This window comes from Pseudomonas sp. 2024-210 (genome assembly GCF_045062345.1).
In the GTDB taxonomy this organism is placed as follows: domain Bacteria; phylum Pseudomonadota; class Gammaproteobacteria; order Pseudomonadales; family Pseudomonadaceae; genus Aquipseudomonas.
The window spans coordinates 101,649-119,213 of record NZ_JBJGEJ010000011.1 but is presented as its reverse complement, the minus strand read 5'-3'; the positions used below and the strand labels follow the sequence as shown (position 1 = coordinate 119,213).

General features: G+C 56.2%; 14 protein-coding genes. 10 read left to right on the top strand and 4 right to left on the bottom strand.

What is annotated here, in order from left to right:
* The first annotated feature begins 5 nt into the window (after nucleotides 1-5).
* From ACI7MX_RS16210 to ACI7MX_RS16190, 5 genes are all read left to right on the top strand, one after another.
* Entirely contained in the window at nucleotides 6-1,373 is a 1,368-nt protein-coding gene (locus tag ACI7MX_RS16210; RefSeq protein WP_405590199.1) for a PelD GGDEF domain-containing protein, read from the top strand.
* A complete protein-coding gene (locus ACI7MX_RS16205; protein ID WP_405590196.1) occupies nucleotides 1,351-2,340 on the top strand; it encodes a HEAT repeat domain-containing protein in 990 nt (329 codons plus the stop codon). The genes ACI7MX_RS16210 and ACI7MX_RS16205 overlap by 23 nt, the downstream gene beginning before the upstream one ends.
* Nucleotides 2,337-3,851, top strand: a complete 1,515-nt coding sequence (gene pelF, locus ACI7MX_RS16200) for a GT4 family glycosyltransferase PelF (protein ID WP_405590193.1) — start codon at nucleotides 2,337-2,339, stop codon at nucleotides 3,849-3,851. Before ACI7MX_RS16205 ends, pelF begins: the two co-directional genes overlap by 4 nt.
* Nucleotides 3,852-5,225, top strand: coding sequence for an exopolysaccharide Pel transporter PelG (gene pelG, locus ACI7MX_RS16195; protein WP_314485734.1), 1,374 nt, complete (start codon nucleotides 3,852-3,854; stop codon nucleotides 5,223-5,225).
* A 931-nt stretch (nucleotides 5,226-6,156) separates the two neighbouring features.
* The gene (locus tag ACI7MX_RS16190) at nucleotides 6,157-6,330 is read left to right on the top strand and encodes a hypothetical protein (protein WP_153570273.1); all 174 of its coding nucleotides are present in this window, start codon (nucleotides 6,157-6,159) and stop codon (nucleotides 6,328-6,330) included.
* 81 nt (nucleotides 6,331-6,411) lie between these two features.
* Here the strand turns inward: ACI7MX_RS16190 and ACI7MX_RS16185 are convergent, their stop codons facing one another.
* Nucleotides 6,412-7,368, bottom strand: coding sequence for a hypothetical protein (locus tag ACI7MX_RS16185; RefSeq protein WP_049239417.1), 957 nt, complete (start codon nucleotides 7,366-7,368; stop codon nucleotides 6,412-6,414).
* 606 nt (nucleotides 7,369-7,974) lie between these two features.
* Between ACI7MX_RS16185 and tnpA the strand changes: the two genes are divergently transcribed.
* The 3 genes from tnpA to tnpC all read left to right on the top strand — a co-directional run bounded on the left by tnpA (nucleotide 7,975) and on the right by tnpC (nucleotide 10,236).
* On the top strand, nucleotides 7,975-8,307 hold the full coding sequence (gene tnpA, locus ACI7MX_RS16180) for an IS66-like element accessory protein TnpA (protein ID WP_009684096.1): 333 nt from the start codon (nucleotides 7,975-7,977) through the stop codon (nucleotides 8,305-8,307).
* Nucleotides 8,304-8,639 (top strand): IS66 family insertion sequence element accessory protein TnpB, encoded by a 336-nt coding sequence (gene tnpB / locus ACI7MX_RS16175; RefSeq protein WP_009684097.1) that lies wholly within the window; start codon nucleotides 8,304-8,306, stop codon nucleotides 8,637-8,639. The genes tnpA and tnpB overlap by 4 nt, the downstream gene beginning before the upstream one ends.
* Nucleotides 8,640-8,700: 61 nt before the next feature.
* Complete coding sequence (tnpC, locus tag ACI7MX_RS16170) at nucleotides 8,701-10,236, top strand: IS66 family transposase (RefSeq protein ID WP_009684098.1); 1,536 nt, start codon at nucleotides 8,701-8,703, stop codon at nucleotides 10,234-10,236.
* A gap of 33 nt (nucleotides 10,237-10,269) precedes the next feature.
* Here the strand turns inward: tnpC and ACI7MX_RS16165 are convergent, their stop codons facing one another.
* The 3 genes from ACI7MX_RS16165 to ACI7MX_RS16155 form a co-directional block, all read right to left on the bottom strand.
* Complete coding sequence (locus ACI7MX_RS16165; protein ID WP_009684099.1) at nucleotides 10,270-10,803, bottom strand: NUDIX hydrolase; 534 nt, start codon at nucleotides 10,801-10,803, stop codon at nucleotides 10,270-10,272.
* 92 nt (nucleotides 10,804-10,895) lie between these two features.
* Nucleotides 10,896-11,747, bottom strand: coding sequence for a universal stress protein (locus tag ACI7MX_RS16160; protein WP_012316922.1), 852 nt, complete (start codon nucleotides 11,745-11,747; stop codon nucleotides 10,896-10,898).
* A gap of 11 nt (nucleotides 11,748-11,758) precedes the next feature.
* Nucleotides 11,759-13,246: a SulP family inorganic anion transporter gene (locus tag ACI7MX_RS16155; protein ID WP_009684101.1), complete on the bottom strand. Its 1,488-nt coding sequence runs from the start codon at nucleotides 13,244-13,246 to the stop codon at nucleotides 11,759-11,761.
* A gap of 608 nt (nucleotides 13,247-13,854) precedes the next feature.
* Here ACI7MX_RS16155 and ACI7MX_RS16150 point away from each other — a divergent pair.
* The gene (locus tag ACI7MX_RS16150) at nucleotides 13,855-14,946 is read left to right on the top strand and encodes an AAA family ATPase (RefSeq protein ID WP_034061305.1); all 1,092 of its coding nucleotides are present in this window, start codon (nucleotides 13,855-13,857) and stop codon (nucleotides 14,944-14,946) included.
* Nucleotides 14,939-17,140, top strand: coding sequence for a S8 family peptidase (locus tag ACI7MX_RS16145; protein ID WP_034061308.1), 2,202 nt, complete (start codon nucleotides 14,939-14,941; stop codon nucleotides 17,138-17,140). Before ACI7MX_RS16150 ends, ACI7MX_RS16145 begins: the two co-directional genes overlap by 8 nt.
* The last annotated feature ends 425 nt before the right edge of the window (nucleotides 17,141-17,565 follow it).

The window sequence follows — 17,565 nt, the reverse complement described above, 5'->3', positions numbered from 1 at the left end:
ATGCAATGAAATCTCCACACATGGATTACAGCCTGGCGCCACGCGCCAGCGGCCCGGTGTCATGGCTGGAAACGATATTGGTGACCGGTTTGGCCATCGGTCTCGGGTTGTGGCTGACACCTGAGGATCCGTTGCAGATGCACGCGGGTTTCCCTTGGCCGATTCTGGCGCCGCTGTTGGTAGGTGTGCGTTACGGCTTTGTGCGCGGCCTGGCCAGCGCCGCCTTACTGGTGTTGGCCCTTTTAGTCCTGCGCTACCGGGGACATGACAGTTACGCAGAGCTTGAACCGTCGTTTATCGTCGGCGTCCTGGTCTGCGGCATGCTGGTGGGCGAGGTTCGCGACTTGTGGATGCGCCGCCTGGAGCGGCTGCAAATGGCCAACGAATATCGTCAGTACCGTCTGGACGAGTTCACCCGCGCACACCAAATCCTGCGGGTTTCCCACGATTTGCTGGAACAACGCGTGGCCGGTAGCGACCAGAGTCTGCGCAGTTCCTTACTGGGCTTGCGCGAAAACCTGCGCGTGTTGCCGAACGAAGACGATGCACTGAGCGCGCTGGCAGAGCCGATCGTGGCAATCCTTGGGCAGTACGGCGCCTTGCGCATGGCCGGGCTGTACCGAGTTGACGAGCGTGAAGAGCATGTCTTGCCTGAACCCTTGGCAATGATCGGCGTGATGGGGCCGCTGGGTACCGAAGACGGGCTGGTCAAATTGTGCCTTGAACGCGGCGAACTGGTCAGCGTGCGTCAGGAATTGATCGACTCGGGTCATTATTCGCAGTTCTCATCATTGCAGGCCTGCATTCCGTTGATCGACGCCGAGGGGCGTCTGCTGGCTATTCTGGCGGTCAGGCAGATGCCTTTTTTCGCCTTTCAGGACCGTACGCTGAGCCTGTTGGCGCTGCTGGCCGGACACATAGCTGACTTGATGCGCCGTGATCCGCAGGTGCTGCAACTGCCTGACGCCGATGCCCAGCAATTCACCTTGCAACTCAAGCGATCGCTGGTGGATGTTGAACAACACACACTGCCTGCCGGGCTGTTTGCATTTGAGTTGACCCGTCACAACGATGAACTGCCGCGTCTGTTTCAGCGCAGCCAGCGGGGGCTGGACTTGCATTTGCCGGTGCGTAACAACCGTGATAACCACCTGATATTGGTGTTGTTGCCGTTGACCAGCCCGCAAGGCACCGAAGGTTATCTGGCCCGCCTCAGTGGGTTGTTGCATGAGCACTTCGGGAATGAGAGTGACATGCAAAGTCTGGGCGTGCGGGTCTTGCCTTTTAATCTGGAGCCCGGCTGTGATCGCAACGGGCTGCGTAACTTCCTCTTCAACGAGTGTGGCCTGAATGATCAGCAAGTGGCTGTTTAGCGGGGCCTTGTTATTAGAGGCGGGCAGTTGGGCGAGTTTGTGGCTTGCGGTGCCTGAGTTACAACAATTGCTGGTGTTCATCTTCAGCCATGGACTGGCGTGCGTATTGCTGTGCGCTGCGGTGTGGCTGTTATTGCCGGAACGCTACCGCTTACCGTTGCCCTGGAGCCCGCTGTTTATTTTCAGCCTGGCCTTCTTTGTGCCGGTCATCGGCGCTCTCGGGGTGATTGCAGCGATCTTCCCCGCGCTGTACCTGCCGCGTAAACGTCATAAGCAAGCCTGGCAAGCGGTCGGTATCCCGGGCCTGCCGTTTCGCGCGCAGTTGCAGCACCACTCGCCCATTTTTGCCGATGGCGGTTTGCAAGATGTGTTGCGCCACGCGCCAGACCCGGATCAGCGGTTGGCTGCCTTGCAGGCGACTCGGCGCATGCCTGGCAAGGATGCGGTGCCGATCCTTAAGCTGGCGCTGGGTGATCCGAGCGATGACGTGCGGCTGCTGGCGTACTCAATGCTCGACAAGCAGGAAAGCGAGATCAACTTGCGCATTCAACATGCACTTGGGGAGTTAACAGGCGTAACGGCCAAGAGCGCTGGTGCGCTGCATGCCACGCTGGCGCGCTGGTATTGGGAGCTGGCGTACCTTGGCCTCGCGCAAGGCAGCGTGCTGGAGCACGTGCTTGATCAGGCCAGTGAACATGCCGAAAAAGGGTTACACGCGGGCGAGGGCGGTGAACTGTATTTACTGGCCGGGCGCATTGCATTGCAACAAGGTGATGTCGTACGCGCCGAAGTGCTTTTGCATCAAGCTCAGGACAACGGCATGGGCGCTGCTCAGGTGCTGCCATTTCATGCGGAGCTGGCGTTCGAGGCCGGTCGTTACCATGAAATTCCCCAATTGCTTGCCAAACTTCCTGAAAAAACCCGTCAGCGTCCTCGTTTTGCTGAGCTGGTGAGGAGCTGGACATGAACCACAAGGAAAAGGCAGCGACGGCTGACATTTGTCTGCTGCTCGAAGGCACGTGGCCTTATGTGCGCGGTGGGGTATCGAGCTGGATTCATCAGATGATTCTCGGCCTGCCGGAGTTAACCTTTTCGGTCATGTTCATCGGCGGGCAACGTTCGGCGTATTCAGAACGTCGCTACGAAGTACCGTCGAATGTCCTGCATATCGAAGAGGTGTTTCTCGAAGACGCGACTCACCCGGTCCAAATGTCGGGTACACCCCGCAAGGCCGATCAGCAGCAGCTTGAGGACTTGTATCGCTTCCTGCATCACCCGGATGCGCCCGACCCTCAATTGGGCGAGCGCCTGCTTGACCGCATTGCGCAGGGTCACTTGACCCTTGACGACGTGCTGCGCAGCCGCGCCAGCTGGGAGGTCTTGAGCGAAGGGTATCGGCAACATTGCGCCGATCCGTCCTTCGTCAACTATTTCTGGACCCTGCGCTCGATGCAATCACCGTTGCTGATGCTCGCCGAGGCATCGCGCAACATGCCCCGGGCGCGGGTGCTGCATTCGATCTCCACCGGTTACGCCGGGTTGTTGGGCTGCATTCTCAAGCAGCGATGGAATTGCACCTATCTGCTGAGCGAACACGGGATTTACACCAAGGAGCGCAAGATCGACCTGGCCCAGGCCAGCTGGATCGCCGAGAGCTCCGTGCAAGCGCTGAACAGCAGCCTGGACGCCGGCTCGGGTTATATCCGCACGCTGTGGGTGCGCTTTTTCGAACGCATTGGTCAGCTGACGTACAACAGCGCCGATCACATCATCGCGTTGTACGACGGCAACCGTCAGCGGCAGATCAAAGACGGCGCTGACCCCGCCCGCACGCAGGTTATCCCCAACGGCATCGACCTGCCTCAATGGACCGCGGCACTGCAATCCCGAGCGCCAGGTATCGCACCGGTGGTGGGCCTGATTGGTCGAGTGGTGCCGATCAAAGACGTCAAAACCTTCCTGCGGGCGATGCGCGGTGTGATCAGCGCCATGCCGCAGGCGGAAGGCTGGATTGTGGGGCCCGAAGAAGAAGCCCCGGAATATGTCAGCGAATGCCGCAGCCTGATGGCCAGTCTGGGGTTGGAGGGCAAGGTGCATTTCCTTGGCTTTCAGCGCATTCAGGACATCCTGCCCCAGCTCGGGTTGATGGTGCTGACCTCCATCAGTGAGGCGCAGCCGCTGGTGATCCTCGAAGCCTGGGCCGCCGGCACGCCCGTGGTCTCCAGTGACGTGGGTTCATGCCGAGAATTGATCGAAGGTGCCAGCGCCGAGGATCGCGACCTTGGGCTGGCGGGTAATGTGGTGGCCATTGCCGATCCACAGGCCACGTCCGCCGCCATTCTTGAACTGCTACGCAGCCCTCCACGCTGGAAGGCCGCGCAGGCCAGCGGCTTGCTGCGAGTCAGTCGTTATTACACCGAAGCCTTGATGCTGCAGCGTTATCGCGACTTGTATAAAGCTGCCATGGAGAACAGTTAAATGGCCGGTATTGGCTTCGAACTACGCAAAATTCTTTCGCGCGACTCCTACACGGCGACCTTGCACGCTTACGTCTATGCCGGCTTGATCAGCTCCGGGCCGTGGGTGTTATCGATCATCAGCGTTATGTTGGTGGGCGTTATCAGCCTGGGCTTGCTGTTGCCCAACGTCCTGGTGGGGCAATTTTTGGTCACAGTGACGTACCTGATGGCCACCTCGCTGATCCTTACAGGTGGCTTGCAGCTGTTCTTCACCCGGTTTGTGTCCGATCGCCTGTTTGAACAAAAATACGACCAGATTCTGCCTAACCTGTTGGGCATTCTTCTGCTGGTGACGATTCTTGCCGGGGTGCTGGGCATCATCGTACTGGGCTTGCTCTTCGACCAGCCGTTGATCTACAGGGTGCTGGTACTGTCGAATTTCGTGGTGCTGTGCAACTTGTGGCTGGTGATCATCTTCCTCTCGGGGATGAAGGCCTATAACCGCATTTTGCTGGTGATGCTGGTGGGCTATACGCTGATGGTGGCGAGCGCGTACCTGCTTAGCTTCCTGCAGATGCCTGGCCTGCTGCTGGCGTTGTTGATCGGGCACAGCACACTGCTGTTCTTGTTTCTCTACGACATCTTGCGCGAATACCAGGCGGACAAACTGATCGCCTTCGACTTCCTCAAACGTCGCCAGGTATTTCTAAGTCTGCTGGCCACCGGGTTCTTCTACAACTGCGGCATCTGGATCGACAAGTTCCTGTTCTGGTTCAACCCCGGCACCTCCCACGCCATCGTTGGCCCATTGCGCGCCTCGATCCTTTACGACCTGCCGATCTTCCTCGCCTACCTGGCGATCATCCCCGGTATGGCGGTGTTTCTGGTGCGAATCGAAACCGACTTTGCCGAATGGTACGACCGTTTATTTCGGGCTATTCGCGACGGCGAAACCTTGCAGCATATCGGTCAGCTGAAAACCGAGATGACCTTATCGATTCGCCAGGGACTACTGGAAATCTGCAAAGTGCAGGGGCTTACGGTGGTGCTGCTGTTCCTGTTCGCCCCGCGCTTGCTTGAATGGTTAGGCATCTCCAGCTACTACCTGCCCCTGTTCTACATCGACCTGATCGGCGTAAGTATTCAGGTGGTATTTATGGCGCTGCTCAACGTGTTCTTCTACCTCGACAAACGAACAGTGGTGTTGGAGCTGTGCGTATTGTTTGCGGTGTTGAACGGGGTGCTGACGCTATTGAGCATGTATCTGGGCCCAAGCTTCTTCGGTTACGGCTTCACCCTCTCGCTGCTGATCTGCGTCTTGCTGGGGTTGCATAGACTGACCACGGCGCTGCAAGACTTGGAGTACGACACGTTTATGCTGTCTTCGCGGTGAAGGGGCAGGCGGCCGGTACGGCAAGGACCTGAATCTTCCCATCCCCGATTGTTGAAGGGGGGGGCGCTCGGTGCCAAGCACCGGGCGAAACGGTGCACGGGTGAGTCAGACCGCACCCATTGCGGTTGACCGCAGCGCACCTACAGCCGCTACAACGCTGGCATTGCACAGCCAAAACAAATCTTCCAGGCACAAAAAAGGCACTTGCGATAAACGCTAAGTGCCTGATTTTTGTAGCTTGTTTGGTGGAGCCGGGGGGATTAAAAATGTACACATAAGCTATTGTTTTTAATGTATTTATTTATAGGTTTATGCGTAAGTGCCCCCTTAAGTGCCCCCATGCACGTATTTCCGATGAGCGGTTATTTGAGGAGTTGAACTGGCGTCCTGAGTTATCGTTTCGCGACCGTGCGAGGCCTGTCAACCACCGGGAAGCATTCAATAGAGTCGGTCGGTACAGCATAACCTCGGTTATGTGGCCAGGAGGGTTTGAGCCCAGCTCAGACCGGGTGCTGGGTAGATGTCAGGTCACGCAGTTGGGTTTTTTCCGCGGTAGCGCACCATGGGCTCATCTAGGACGATTTGAGCTGAGGTGCGGTATGAGACACTCGATGGTTACCTGTCACAACTGTGGCAAAGCGATGGTTCCGAGAGCGTCATATAGCCGTGGTTTCTGGGGGTATTCGCCTTCGTCCAATCATTGCCCCTTTTGCCTGAGTGAGAACTGGCACGGCGGAAATCCTGGGTTAGGGGCTCGGCTGCTCGCTTTGGTTGGCCTGGCTCTTGGTGTTCTGGCCTGCGTGTTGGTAGGAGCTCTTCTGTTCAAGGTGCAGTGGTGGCTTGGTGTCGAAGGACAGTGGCCTCTATTGACGCTGGGCACATGTGCTGTATCGGTTAGCGCGGGATACCATTTCTACAACTGGTTTGTTGATTGCTGACCGGTGATCATGCTGTGGAAGGCAGCAATCGGCCAAAAGCAGACATCTGCCCAGTAAATAAATCTGTCCCCTTTTCACTGCGCTACATCCAGCCCAAGGTGCGCATGATCGTCGATGCCTTGCTGGAAATGGCGCAGCGCAATGCTGCGGTGTTCAGGCCGGACTGAGAGCAGCTGGACGCGGTAGATGGCAGTACCGCACCCGGCCGGGCTTTAGATTCGGAGCATCTGGAGGCAGCCCTTACAGGGTTACTTCGAATGATCCCAGAACTGGTGGTTCATGTTGGTCTCAATTTCCCGGATGGATTTAATCAACTCCTTTGCTTTTTCCCTAGGGATGGTGCCTTTGCTGGCTGCCAGCTGAATTTCTTTGACCTGGGCTTTCCGGTCTTCGAAGCGCTTGCGATTCAGCTTGAGCCCTTCAATCATGAGCCTGGAGGCGATGCTCATCAATTTGTGGTATTTCAAGCAGAACTCGATCGCGGGTCTGACTTGCTCGGTGACGTCTTCCCACTGAAGATGATTGTCAGCCAGCTCATCAAATTTTCCGGGACTCAATACGCTGTCATTTGGGATGCCGATCCCCGTAACACCTGTATGCAGAAACACCTTCCGGGCCAACTCAGAGCAGTAGGCTGCGGCTTTCATTGGCTTTTTAGAGGGCAGGATTTTGTAGGGCTGCGCCAGATAGAACGCACATGCCTGGTAAATACTGTCGAGGTGTTCCGAGCCAAGTTTCTTACACCGAATTACCCGCCAATCAGGCTTCACATCGCTCAAGACATCTGACACCAGCCTATTGGAAACACCCAGGCTAGGCATAGCATCGACGCAGACGAAGTCTGCATGAACCAGCGCGACGTGACTGGATCTTGCGTGCTTATAGCCAAGTTTTTGCCCTTTGGTGATAATTTTCGCGCCGGTGGTGTTTCCGGTGCTCAGAATTACATCCCCAGCTTTAAGCAGGTTGTCGACGAGGCTCAGTTCGTCCTTGAAAGGATTGTCCTGGCCTCTCACCATGGCACGATAGATCTCCAGCTGGTCATCTGGAATTCCTTCATGACGAGCACTGAAATCTATCATCGCATCAGACTGCCCGCGAACTTGAGCAAGTAGCTTTTGGCTCTTCTCCTCGGATGACATGGCCGCAAAAATATCGGCTGCGGCATTGTGCCGAGCGTTCTGTCGAATTTGATCCAGATCCATGTGGGTCACTCTTTCAGTCAAAGTTGGGCAGCCAGGCGCCGCGATAGATGAGAATGCTGTAATGAGGTCTCGATCATGGGATTGCAAGACCGTTGATGACTACGGCGCAGCTCTAACTGGCGGTTCATTCTCGCTACAGCAGATAGCTGTTTCGAGCAAGGCGCAGCGGGCCTGTCCCAAAGGTGTACTGCTTAGCGAGTACACCTGCGATGAGGGCAGCTGTGTGACACGGATGCGGTGAACTCCCATGCCGAGCAGGCAGCGATATTACGCATAGCGCTCAGCGTGGCCCTCAGAGGTCGATGTGTCCGAGGACTGCTGCCACAGAAGGTTGGCTTTCTGACTGCATGCCGCCGCTGCGATACCCGCTGATGACCTATGGCTTCCCCTCCTTTGTATCTCTTTGCGCCAAAGCCAAGCACAAGGAAGCCACGGCGCCGCCTCTGGCCGATAGCCCGTATTGCAGTATGCAGACTCCTTAGCGCTCCATAGGTACATAGTGCGTAACCGTCCGGCCAACTCACCTTCCTGACCCCGACGCCAAAGGCGATGGTGTCCACCTAATTTAAGTGGACACCATTTCTAGCCTTTTAAGCGGGTCTTTCCATGCAGTCACAACGCCGTTCCTATTCAAAATCCTTCAAGGCCCAAGTTGTCCAAGAGTGCGCCCAGCCCGGCGCATCGATTGCCAGCGTCGCGCAGAAGCACAGCCTTAACGCGAACCTCGTACATAAATGGATTAGGGTACTCACGAACAAAACTATGGCGCTGCAACCTGCTTTCATTCCAGTGCCCTTGCCGCTAGCCGGAGGACATTCGCAGGCAGCTTCATCAAGTATCTGCATTGAAATCCAGCACCCGCGTGGCACCGTCAAAGTGAACTGGCCGACCGAAAGCGCTGTCGCCTGTGCCACCTTTCTGCGAGACCTGTTGGAATGATTCGGATCGATGCCATCTGGCTTGCCACCGAGCCTATGGACATGCGCGCCGGTACCGAGACCGCGCTGGCCAGGGTGATCGCGGTGTTCGGTGTGGCGAAGCCGCACTGCGCATACCTCTTCGCTAATCGCCGTGCCAACCGAATGAAAGTCTTGGTGCATGACGGTGTGGGCATTTGGCTGGCAGCGCGACGATTGAACCAAGGCAAGTTTCATTGGCCCGGCATCCGTCACGGATCGGAAGTCGAACTCGATAACGAGCAACTTCAAGCCTTGGTACTGGGTTTGCCGTGGCAGCGGGTCGGCGCAGGCAGCGCGATCACAGTGCTTTAGCCCCTGCCATTAGCCCATCGGTTTATCGCTGTTGACGACCTGCTCTGACACAATCAGCGGCATGACTTCCTCGCCCAATCTCGACCAGATGACACCGGAACAGCTGCGCGGCTTGGCCGAACAGGCTATGCAGTTGCTGTCCCAGGTCGACTCCATGAGCCAGAAAATCCAACGCCTCGAAACGGTCAACGAGCAACTGGCTCATGAAATCGCCATCCTCAAGCGACACAAGTTCGCCAAGCGCAGCGAGCAACTGAGCCCCGACCAAGGCAGTCTGCTTGATGATCTGCTCGATACCGATATCGCAGCTATCGAAGCCGAGCTGAAGGCAGCCAATCCGCCGGCCGCACCGGCCGAGCCACGTCATAAGCCCAAGCGTGCACCACTGCCGCCGCAGTTTCCGCGAACCGTGATCCGTCACGAACCAGAGAATACTCAGTGCGTGTGCGGCTGCCAGCTTCAGCGAATCGGCGAAGACGTCAGCGAGAAGCTCGATTACACTCCGGGCGTGTTCACAGTTGAGCGGCATGTGCGTGGAAAATGGACGTGCCGTCAGTGTGAAACACTGATCCAGGCGCCTGTACCGGCCCAAGTGATCGACAAGGGCATCCCGACCGCAGGCCTTTTGGCCCACGTGATGGTGGCGAAGTTCGCCGACCATTTACCGCTGTACCGGCAGGAGAAGATTTTTGGTCGGGCCGGACTGCCCATCGCCCGTTCGACACTGGCGCAATGGATCGGACAGACCGGTGTGCAGCTCCAGCCTCTGGTCGATGCGCTGCGTGAGCATGTGTTGGCCCAGGGCGTGATCCACGCCGATGAGACCCCGGTTCAGATGCTCGCACCAGGCGAAAAGAAAACCCACCGCGCTTACGTGTGGGCCTATAGCACCACGCCTTTCTCGGCCCTAAAGGCCGTGGTCTACGACTTCAGCCCCAGCCGTGCCGGCGAACATGCGCGTAACTTCCTGGGCACGTGGAACGGTAAGCTGGTCTGCGATGACTTCGCCGGCTACAAGGCCAGCTTCGAGCTGGGCATCACCGAAATCGGCTGCATGGCCCATGCACGCCGCAAATTCTTCGACCTGCATGCAGCCAATAAAAGCCAGTTGGCGGAGCAGGCGCTTCACTCGATTGGCGGGTTGTATGAAGTCGAGCGACACGCCAAGGAAATGAGCGACGAAGCCCGCTGGCGATTACGTCAGGAAACAGCGGTGCCCATCGCTGAAAAACTGCATGAGTGGATGTTGGCCCAACGCGAACTTGTGCCCGAGGGTTCGGCCACGGCCAAGGCCCTGGATTACAGCCTTAAACGCTGGGTAGCGCTGACGCGCTACCTGGAAGATGGTGCTGTGCCCATCGACAATAACCAGATCGAGAATTTGATCCGGCCGTGGGCGCTTGGGCGCTCGAACTGGTTATTTGCCGGGTCGCTGCGCAGTGGAAAAAGGGCGGCGGCAATCATGAGCCTGATCCAGTCGGCGCGTATGAATGGGCACGATCCGTATGCCTATCTCAAGGATGTACTGATGCGGCTTCCGACACAGCGGGCGAGCGAAATCACGCAATTACTCCCGCAGCATTGGATGCTTGCCTGAGGCAGGCTAAGTGGACTTCGCCAAATAGTCAGCTCAAAGGCTGATTGGCATCAACAATTCGGAAGCGACTTTTCTCAGCATGTAGGTTTCGCGCAGAATTGACTGCCCCATCGAAGACTCGTGACGCTGCATGACGGCTTCATTGTGTGCGATGGCTTCATGCAGGTTGATCCAGACAGGCCGCATACCATTAGCGATTTCGTGGCTTTCCATTCTCACCGGCTCTAGCTGGGGCGCTACTTCGCATTGATAAAAATGCGAGGTCATGTGCATCAGATCGTACTGTGGCTTTTGGTAGGGCCGGTACTCCTCGATGTAACCGTAGTGCTGGAGCACCTGTATTTCACGAGCACCAGTCTCTTCCTCAAGCTCACGCTTCAGGCCTGCGACAATGTCCTCGTCACCATCAAGGCCGCCTCCAGGAAAGCTGAAATCGTTATAGCGCTCGGTGAACAGCAACAGGATCTGTTCACCCCGCATCACGATGCCGCGAGCTGCATGTCGACGGAATACTCTGCCCTGCTTGGATTTCAGCTCGGGGTGAACAATTTCAGTTATGAGTTGCATGTGGTCTCGTAGCGGCAAGATCAGTTAGTCATCGTCCAGGGTGGCCACGGTATTTCCTCAGTTCTGGAAATACTGTGGCCAGTGGAACTGGCTCAGCGAAGCAGCAATAAGGGTACAGTGGATGTACGCAGCATCGTCGTGGTCGTGCTGCCTATCAGAAACTGCCTGATGCGTGAGTGCCCGTACGCCCCCATGACCAAGAGGTCAATGCCGTGCTCTGCCTGATACGCATGCAGTGTGGACTCTACTTCGCCTGGGCGGATCTCGGAATGCACCAGCGAGCCGGAAGACGCAAGCGTGGTTCGTGCCTTCTCCAGCGCGTTCTGGTTGTCTTCAGAATCCGTTCCAACCATGACGATATGAATTGGCAGGCCTTCGCACAGCGGGCTTGAAGCAAGCATCTGTAAGGTCTTGTGGCCTGTTGCGCTGCCGTCAAATGCCACCATGACCGTTTCAGGTTTCCTGAAATGGCTGGTTGTAATCAGGGTGGGGCGGTGGATAGTTCGGACTATCGCTTCAATCTGGCTGCCAAGACTTTGGGCACTGCGCGTGCTGTCCTCACCGACTCTTCCAATCACCAGTAACCGAATATCGTCTTGGAGATCGCTCAGGCTCTCGACGAGATGGCCATGGCGCTGCTTCATATCAGGTGACATGGCGCCAGAGTGAACTGTTCGCTCGCGAGCTTTTTCAAGCATGTGCTGCCCATGCTCCAACGCCAGTTTTGCCCGCTGCGCATCCAGCATGGCCAACTCTTCCAGCAGATGTTCTCTGCTACCGAGACCGATATTGCCGCTGAGGTCAGCGGATGCAGGATATTTCTCCTTATCCAGCACATGAAGCAAGGTCAGGGGAGCGCTGAGTCGTTGCGAGGCCCATGCTGCGTAATCGCAGACCGCCAATGAGGATTGTGAGTTATCAATGCATGCCATTACGCGGGTCATTGTCGTTCTCCTTAGTGGCTCATGAGCTTGTCGATGGCACCGGGTTTGTCATGCACGCCGAAGCGGTCAACGATTGTCGCGCTGGCTTCATTGAGACCGAGCACTTCAACCTCAGCGCCTTCGCGTCGGAACTTGATCACGACCTTATCCAGCGCTGCGACGGCGGTGATATCCCAGAAATGCGCCTGTGTGAGATCGATGGTGACCTTGTTGAGCGCCTCCTTGAAGTCAAAAACCTCAGTGAACTTGTCCGCAGAGCTAAAGAACACCTGGCCCACGACGCGGTAAGTCCGATGCGATTTCGTCTCTTCAAGAGTGCTCTTGATATCCAGGTAGTGCCCGACCTTGTTTGCGAAGAACAGGGAGGCCAGCAGCACACCTACCAGTACGCCGTAAGCCAGATTGTGAGTGGCCACGACGACCACGACGGTCGCCACCATGACGAGGTTGGTCGACAGCGGATGCTCTTTCAGATTACGCAAGGAATCCCAGCTAAAGGTGCCGATGGACACCATGATCATCACAGCCACGAGTGCCGCCATAGGGATTTTGGAGAGCCACTCGCCAAGAAATACCACCATCAGCAGCAGGAAAACGCCGGCACACAATGTCGAGAGACGGGTGCGGCCACCAGATTTCACGTTGATGATCGACTGGCCGATCATGGCGCAACCTGCCATGCCGCCAAGCATGCCGGCAGCGATGTTGGCCACACCCTGACCTTTGCACTCGCGGTTTTTGTTGCTGGTGGTGTCGGTAAGGTCGTCGACGATGGTCGCGGTCATCATTGATTCGAGTAGACCCACTACTGCCAACGCAGCCGAGTACGGGAAAATGATGCGCAGGGTTTCAAAATTCAGCGGAACTTCAGGCCAGAGGAAGATCGGGAGCGTATCAGGCAGTTGGCCCATGTCACCGACGGTGCGGATATCCAAACCGAGGTAAATGGCGATGGCAGTCAGCGTCAGAATGCACACCAATGGAGAGGGAATCACCTTGCCGATTTTCGGTACATACGGGAACAGGTAGATGATTCCCAGGCCCGCAGCGGTCATGGCATAGACATGCCAGGTGACATTGGTCAGCTCAGGCAATTGCGCCATAAAAATCAGAATCGCTAATGCGTTTACGAAGCCGGTGACTACCGAGCGTGAAACAAAGCGCATCAACGAGCCGAGCTTCAGGTAGCCGGCAAGGATTTGAAGTACGCCACATAGTAGCGTCGCGGCCAGCAGGTACTGGAGTCCATGCTCTTTTACCAGCGTAACCATCAGCAGTGCCATGGCGCCTGTCGCCGCCGAGATCATTCCGGGGCGCCCGCCGACAAAGGCGATGACAGCACAGATACAGAAGGAGGCGTAGAGACCGACTTTGGGATCTACCCCGGCGATGATGGAAAAGGCGATGGCTTCCGGGATCAGCGCGAGTGCGACCACCAGCCCCGCGAGCACGTCGGCACGGACGTTGGAAAACCACGTTTGTCTAAGTTTTTGCAGCATATAAATATCCAAGGCAAAGCATCGCGCACGCCAAGGGAGTGGCGAGCGAATCGATACAAATTCAAATTTTGAGGATTTTTTGCTGTGTGCTTAAGGTGTAAAACCAGGCGTACAGCAGTGAGCACCCGCGAGCGAGGCTAGCGGAAGCAGGTTGTTGCGAGGGGGCGTAGCGCTAAGGCGGCGTAGGCTGCCAGTAGATCGTTTGGAGTACAGTCATGCTGATGTTCCTGTAGCTCAAGGGGTATGCGGAGCCGAAGTATACAATGAAGCCATCGTCGATTGCGACCCGCTGGCAGGCTCTGCATGACCTACGTCAGATACAGGCTTATTCAATGGGTATACCTGCGGGCAAGGCTTTGTTTTCCACCCGTTCTTGTCCGAGCTGGTCTGTGTGCTGAGGGGTGAGTTGGCCAGACGGTTACCATAGTGCCTCACTCTCCGCTTGGGGTGACCGCTCGGTGGCCGCTCGAGCAATCTTTGGAAAAGTACGGCATGTCACGTCACTCCTTCCCTCTAGAGATGGGAATGGAAAGCCTGGTAAATAAGTGGTAAATTTATAATAATTAAATTTACCGCTATGCCAGGACACAGAAATAAATGGGCTTATCATGGTAACACTAGCCGAAAAAGACCTTGAATCTCTTTACCAGCAAGGGGTTCGAGGCAACGCCGCAGCCTTTGCTCTCATAGGCCGTCAGATCGTAAGCAAGCTCAAGAAGACGCAGCCAGAACTTGCCTCTCGTCTAGCCGAGCTCCTCGCATCCGATAGTGGGGTGCGAGGCGCTCCACGCTTGGCGACCCCGGTAGATGCAGACTCTCGACGCAGCCTTTTAAAAGAAGGCGCAGACGCCTTCATTGAATTCGAGCCCAAGTGGGAAATCGCCGTCGAGCAGCAACTGCTAGAGATCATTCAAGAGCGGAAAAGCCACAAAGAGCTCCTAACCGCAGGACTGGAGCCGATTCGCTCCATGATCTTTACCGGCCCACCAGGAGTCGGCAAAACACTGGCTGCACACTGGATTGCCAGCAAGCTCCAGCTCCCAATTTTTACGCTGGACCTTGCATCGGTAATGTCCAGCTTGCTGGGTAAGACCGGCACGAATATCAAGGCCGTAATCGAGCATGCCAAGAGCCTCCCTTGCATTCTGTTCTTGGACGAATTTGATGCGATCGCCAAAAGACGAGACGACGAGAAAGACGTAGGGGAGCTCAAGCGGCTGGTTAACGTTCTGCTGCAAGCCATCGATGAGTGGCCATCCACCTCCATCTTGATCGCCGCAACAAACCATCCAGACATGCTGGATCCGGCTGCATGGCGGCGATTTGAAGCAACGGTTCGCTTTGAAAACCCTCCCATCCAGCTAATTGAGGGGCTTCTAACCGAAGCAAAGGTATCTCCCAAAATCGCCCAGCAACTGGCTACCCACCTGCAGGGAAGCTCGTTCTCGGACATAAACAGAATCGTCCTTACGGCAAGAAAACGGGCAGTTCTGGAGCAGCGCTCACTTAACGACACCATCATCGATATCTCGCTCAAGAACCTCGCTTCTGGAAAGTCGGCTCATAGCACCAGAGATATGAGGATTATCCAGCTCTCCTTGCAGGGTTTATCCCAGCGAAAAATCGCAAGCGAGCTGAATGTTTCCCACCCAACTGTTGGAAAAGTCATAAAGGAATTCAAGGAGAGTACGAATGGCTGATAGGAACCTGCTTTTAGGGAAAGGGGAAGCGCTGGCAACCGCCAAAGAGATCAAGCGTAATTCTGGGCCAAAGAAATACCCGTACACGCTTGAGGAGATCCGTGCCGAGATTTCCTCATCCCTGGAGCAGGTTCAACTATCTCTCTCAGCTCTTCCGAAAGCAGCCAAACCCCGCGGGGAAGGTGTTTTTGAGCTGACGCTGCACCCTGCTTTTCTGGCCAAATCCTACTTCCCCAAGCGCATCCTCAAAAAAGCAGGCTTGCGCGATGTAGGGAGCAAAGAGACTTCGATTGTTCCGAGGCAAGTTACGGACATCCGAGATGCCGGAAAGCTCCAAGCCACAGCGACCCTGTTTATCGCTGGCACCGAAAGCGCCGTCGCCAACCTACGTGGCCTGCTCAAGTCGAGCGACATCCCGGCCACACTGGAAAAAGAGCTCAAGGAGATCGAGTCGGTCCGCTGGATCCAAAACGAGAGCAAGATCCGGGGCCCGCTTCCACAGGGAGACGGTCCGCATGCCTTCGAAGTTGCCCTGCATGCTGGATCCGATGAAGAAGACATCGTTGCCTCTTTCTCTGACTTTGTGAAAGCACATTCGGGCAAAGCTGACCTGAAGCGGCGGATCAAGGTTGGGGGGCTAACGTTCATCCCGGTCTACGCGTCGTCAGAAGCCATTGTGGCCATCGCCAGTCATACGTTCCTTCGCGTTGCTCGGCCTATGCCTGAGCTGCGAATCGCACATCCCACCCTTGCTCGCTCAACGCTAGCCAACTACAGCACGACGCTACCCAGCCACGCCGCTATTGCCCCAGACAAAGCTGCAGCAATCTTTGATGGCGGCCTGGGGACAACGGACCTCGCCGGCTGGGCGACCGAGTACTACTACGAGGACACAGGCGATACAAACGGCCAACTGCTTATGCATGGCAACGAAGTCACATCGACCTTTCTGTTTGGCAGGCTCGCCTCAGAAGTTGACGAGCTCAAACGTCCATACATGAATGTCCACCACTATCGTGTGCTTTCGCCTATCTCTGGCCGAGATCCAGACCTCTTCGACGTACTGATCAAGATCCGGGATGCACTCGACTCTGGAGAATACAAGTTCACCAACCTGAGTCTTGGCCCACGAATGCCGATTAATGACGAAGAGGTGCACGCCTGGACTGCAACGCTTGACCAGGTTTGCTCGCGCCACGGCATCCTGGCCACCGTCGCGGTCGGCAATGATGGCGACGTAGAAGGGGCGAACAGGATTCAACCACCAGGGGACATGGTCAACGCGCTGGCGATTGGCGCTGCAGACACCAGCGGTACTAAATGGAAGCGAGCTGAATACAGTTGCGTAGGCCCCGGAAGAAGCCCGGGCTACGTCAAGCCCGATGGCGTTGCCTTTGGCGGCTCCGACGCTGAACCTTTTAAGGTGTTCAACCCTATTCTGGGGAGCACCGTCGGCGTCCAAGGAACCAGTTACTCAGCGCCGCTGACACTAAGGACTGCGGCAGGTGTTGCTTGCTCGACGTCCTATGAGATGACGGCAATCGCTTTGAAAGCCCTGCTCGTCCACCATTCCGAGTACAAGCGCACAATCAGCCGCAACGAGGTGGGCTGGGGACGTTTCCAAGAGGACCCGCTGGTCCTTCTTGAATGCCCAGACAGTAGCGCCACCATTATCTTTCAGGGTCAACTTGAGAAAGGTCAGTACCTGCGCTGCCCCATTCCCTTCCCAGACATCCCAATCACCGGAAAAGCGCAGATCAAAGCCACGTTCTGCATTCAGGCGCACACCGACCCCGAGCACGCCATCAACTACACCCGCTCAGGGATGGGCGTGGTTTTCCGCCCCAAGGCGGGCGCCGGTATCGAGACAAGCAAAGACTTCTTTGGTCGCGGCTCCCAGTACAAGATGACTGAGAGACAGTTCCGAGATGACGCCCATAAATGGGAAACCTGCCTACATCGTGATCGGAGCTTTGATGGCGAAGACTCTCTGGTAGGTCCGGTTTTCGACATTGAATACCACGCACGCGAGAGCAGTCGTGGCATCTCGCCGAGCTCGGCACCAGACGTCAATTACGCGTTGATTGTGACCGTGCAAGCTGACGATATCCCTGACATCTACAACTTGATCAGACAGAAGTATCAGATCCTTCAACCTGTCGAAGTAACTGTAGAAACCACAATTACGACATAGAAATGGCCACCAGAAACCTTAAGGCGAGGATTCTGATGAAAGCCTCGATATTGCCACAGGTAGCTCGCTCGGGCTCATATTGAGCCCGAGCGAGGTTAAAAGCTGAGTCGGTTCGACATTGGGTTCCGCAGAGCGATGCTTCTGGCCGGTATGGTGGAGTGAGACTGCTGCTGGCCACCCCCTGCCTTTCGTGACGGGCCCAATGCGGCCATTCTGTGCAAAACGTATGGAACACATTCATGCCTTCGGCCCAGGTTTCCTCGCAGTTATCGTCAACCTCATAGGCAAACAGTTTGGCAGCGATGCATTCGGATTGTGATCATGCATGGCACCTCTGCGGATCAATTCAATGTTGCTATCACCGAAGCCAGCCTGCGGTGGCTTTGATTTCGATCGGCGCTACTTCGACATCAAGCACTTAGCCC

Excerpts from the sequence above, each read along its gene's own strand:
- ACI7MX_RS16210 (WP_405590199.1), top strand. The coding sequence starts at position 6 with ATGAAATCTCCACACATGGATTACAGCCTGGCGCCACGCGCCAGCGGC.
- ACI7MX_RS16205 (WP_405590196.1), top strand. The coding sequence starts at position 1,351 with ATGATCAGCAAGTGGCTGTTTAGCGGGGCCTTGTTATTAGAGGCGGGC.
- pelF (WP_405590193.1), top strand. The coding sequence starts at position 2,337 with ATGAACCACAAGGAAAAGGCAGCGACGGCTGACATTTGTCTGCTGCTC.
- pelG (WP_314485734.1), top strand. The coding sequence starts at position 3,852 with ATGGCCGGTATTGGCTTCGAACTACGCAAAATTCTTTCGCGCGACTCC.
- ACI7MX_RS16185 (WP_049239417.1), bottom strand. The coding sequence starts at position 7,368 with ATGGATCTGGATCAAATTCGACAGAACGCTCGGCACAATGCCGCAGCC.
- tnpA (WP_009684096.1), top strand. The coding sequence starts at position 7,975 with ATGCAGTCACAACGCCGTTCCTATTCAAAATCCTTCAAGGCCCAAGTT.
- tnpB (WP_009684097.1), top strand. The coding sequence starts at position 8,304 with ATGATTCGGATCGATGCCATCTGGCTTGCCACCGAGCCTATGGACATG.
- tnpC (WP_009684098.1), top strand. The coding sequence starts at position 8,701 with ATGACTTCCTCGCCCAATCTCGACCAGATGACACCGGAACAGCTGCGC.
- ACI7MX_RS16165 (WP_009684099.1), bottom strand. The coding sequence starts at position 10,803 with ATGCAACTCATAACTGAAATTGTTCACCCCGAGCTGAAATCCAAGCAG.
- ACI7MX_RS16160 (WP_012316922.1), bottom strand. The coding sequence starts at position 11,747 with ATGACCCGCGTAATGGCATGCATTGATAACTCACAATCCTCATTGGCG.
- ACI7MX_RS16155 (WP_009684101.1), bottom strand. The coding sequence starts at position 13,246 with ATGCTGCAAAAACTTAGACAAACGTGGTTTTCCAACGTCCGTGCCGAC.
- ACI7MX_RS16150 (WP_034061305.1), top strand. The coding sequence starts at position 13,855 with ATGGTAACACTAGCCGAAAAAGACCTTGAATCTCTTTACCAGCAAGGG.
- ACI7MX_RS16145 (WP_034061308.1), top strand. The coding sequence starts at position 14,939 with ATGGCTGATAGGAACCTGCTTTTAGGGAAAGGGGAAGCGCTGGCAACC.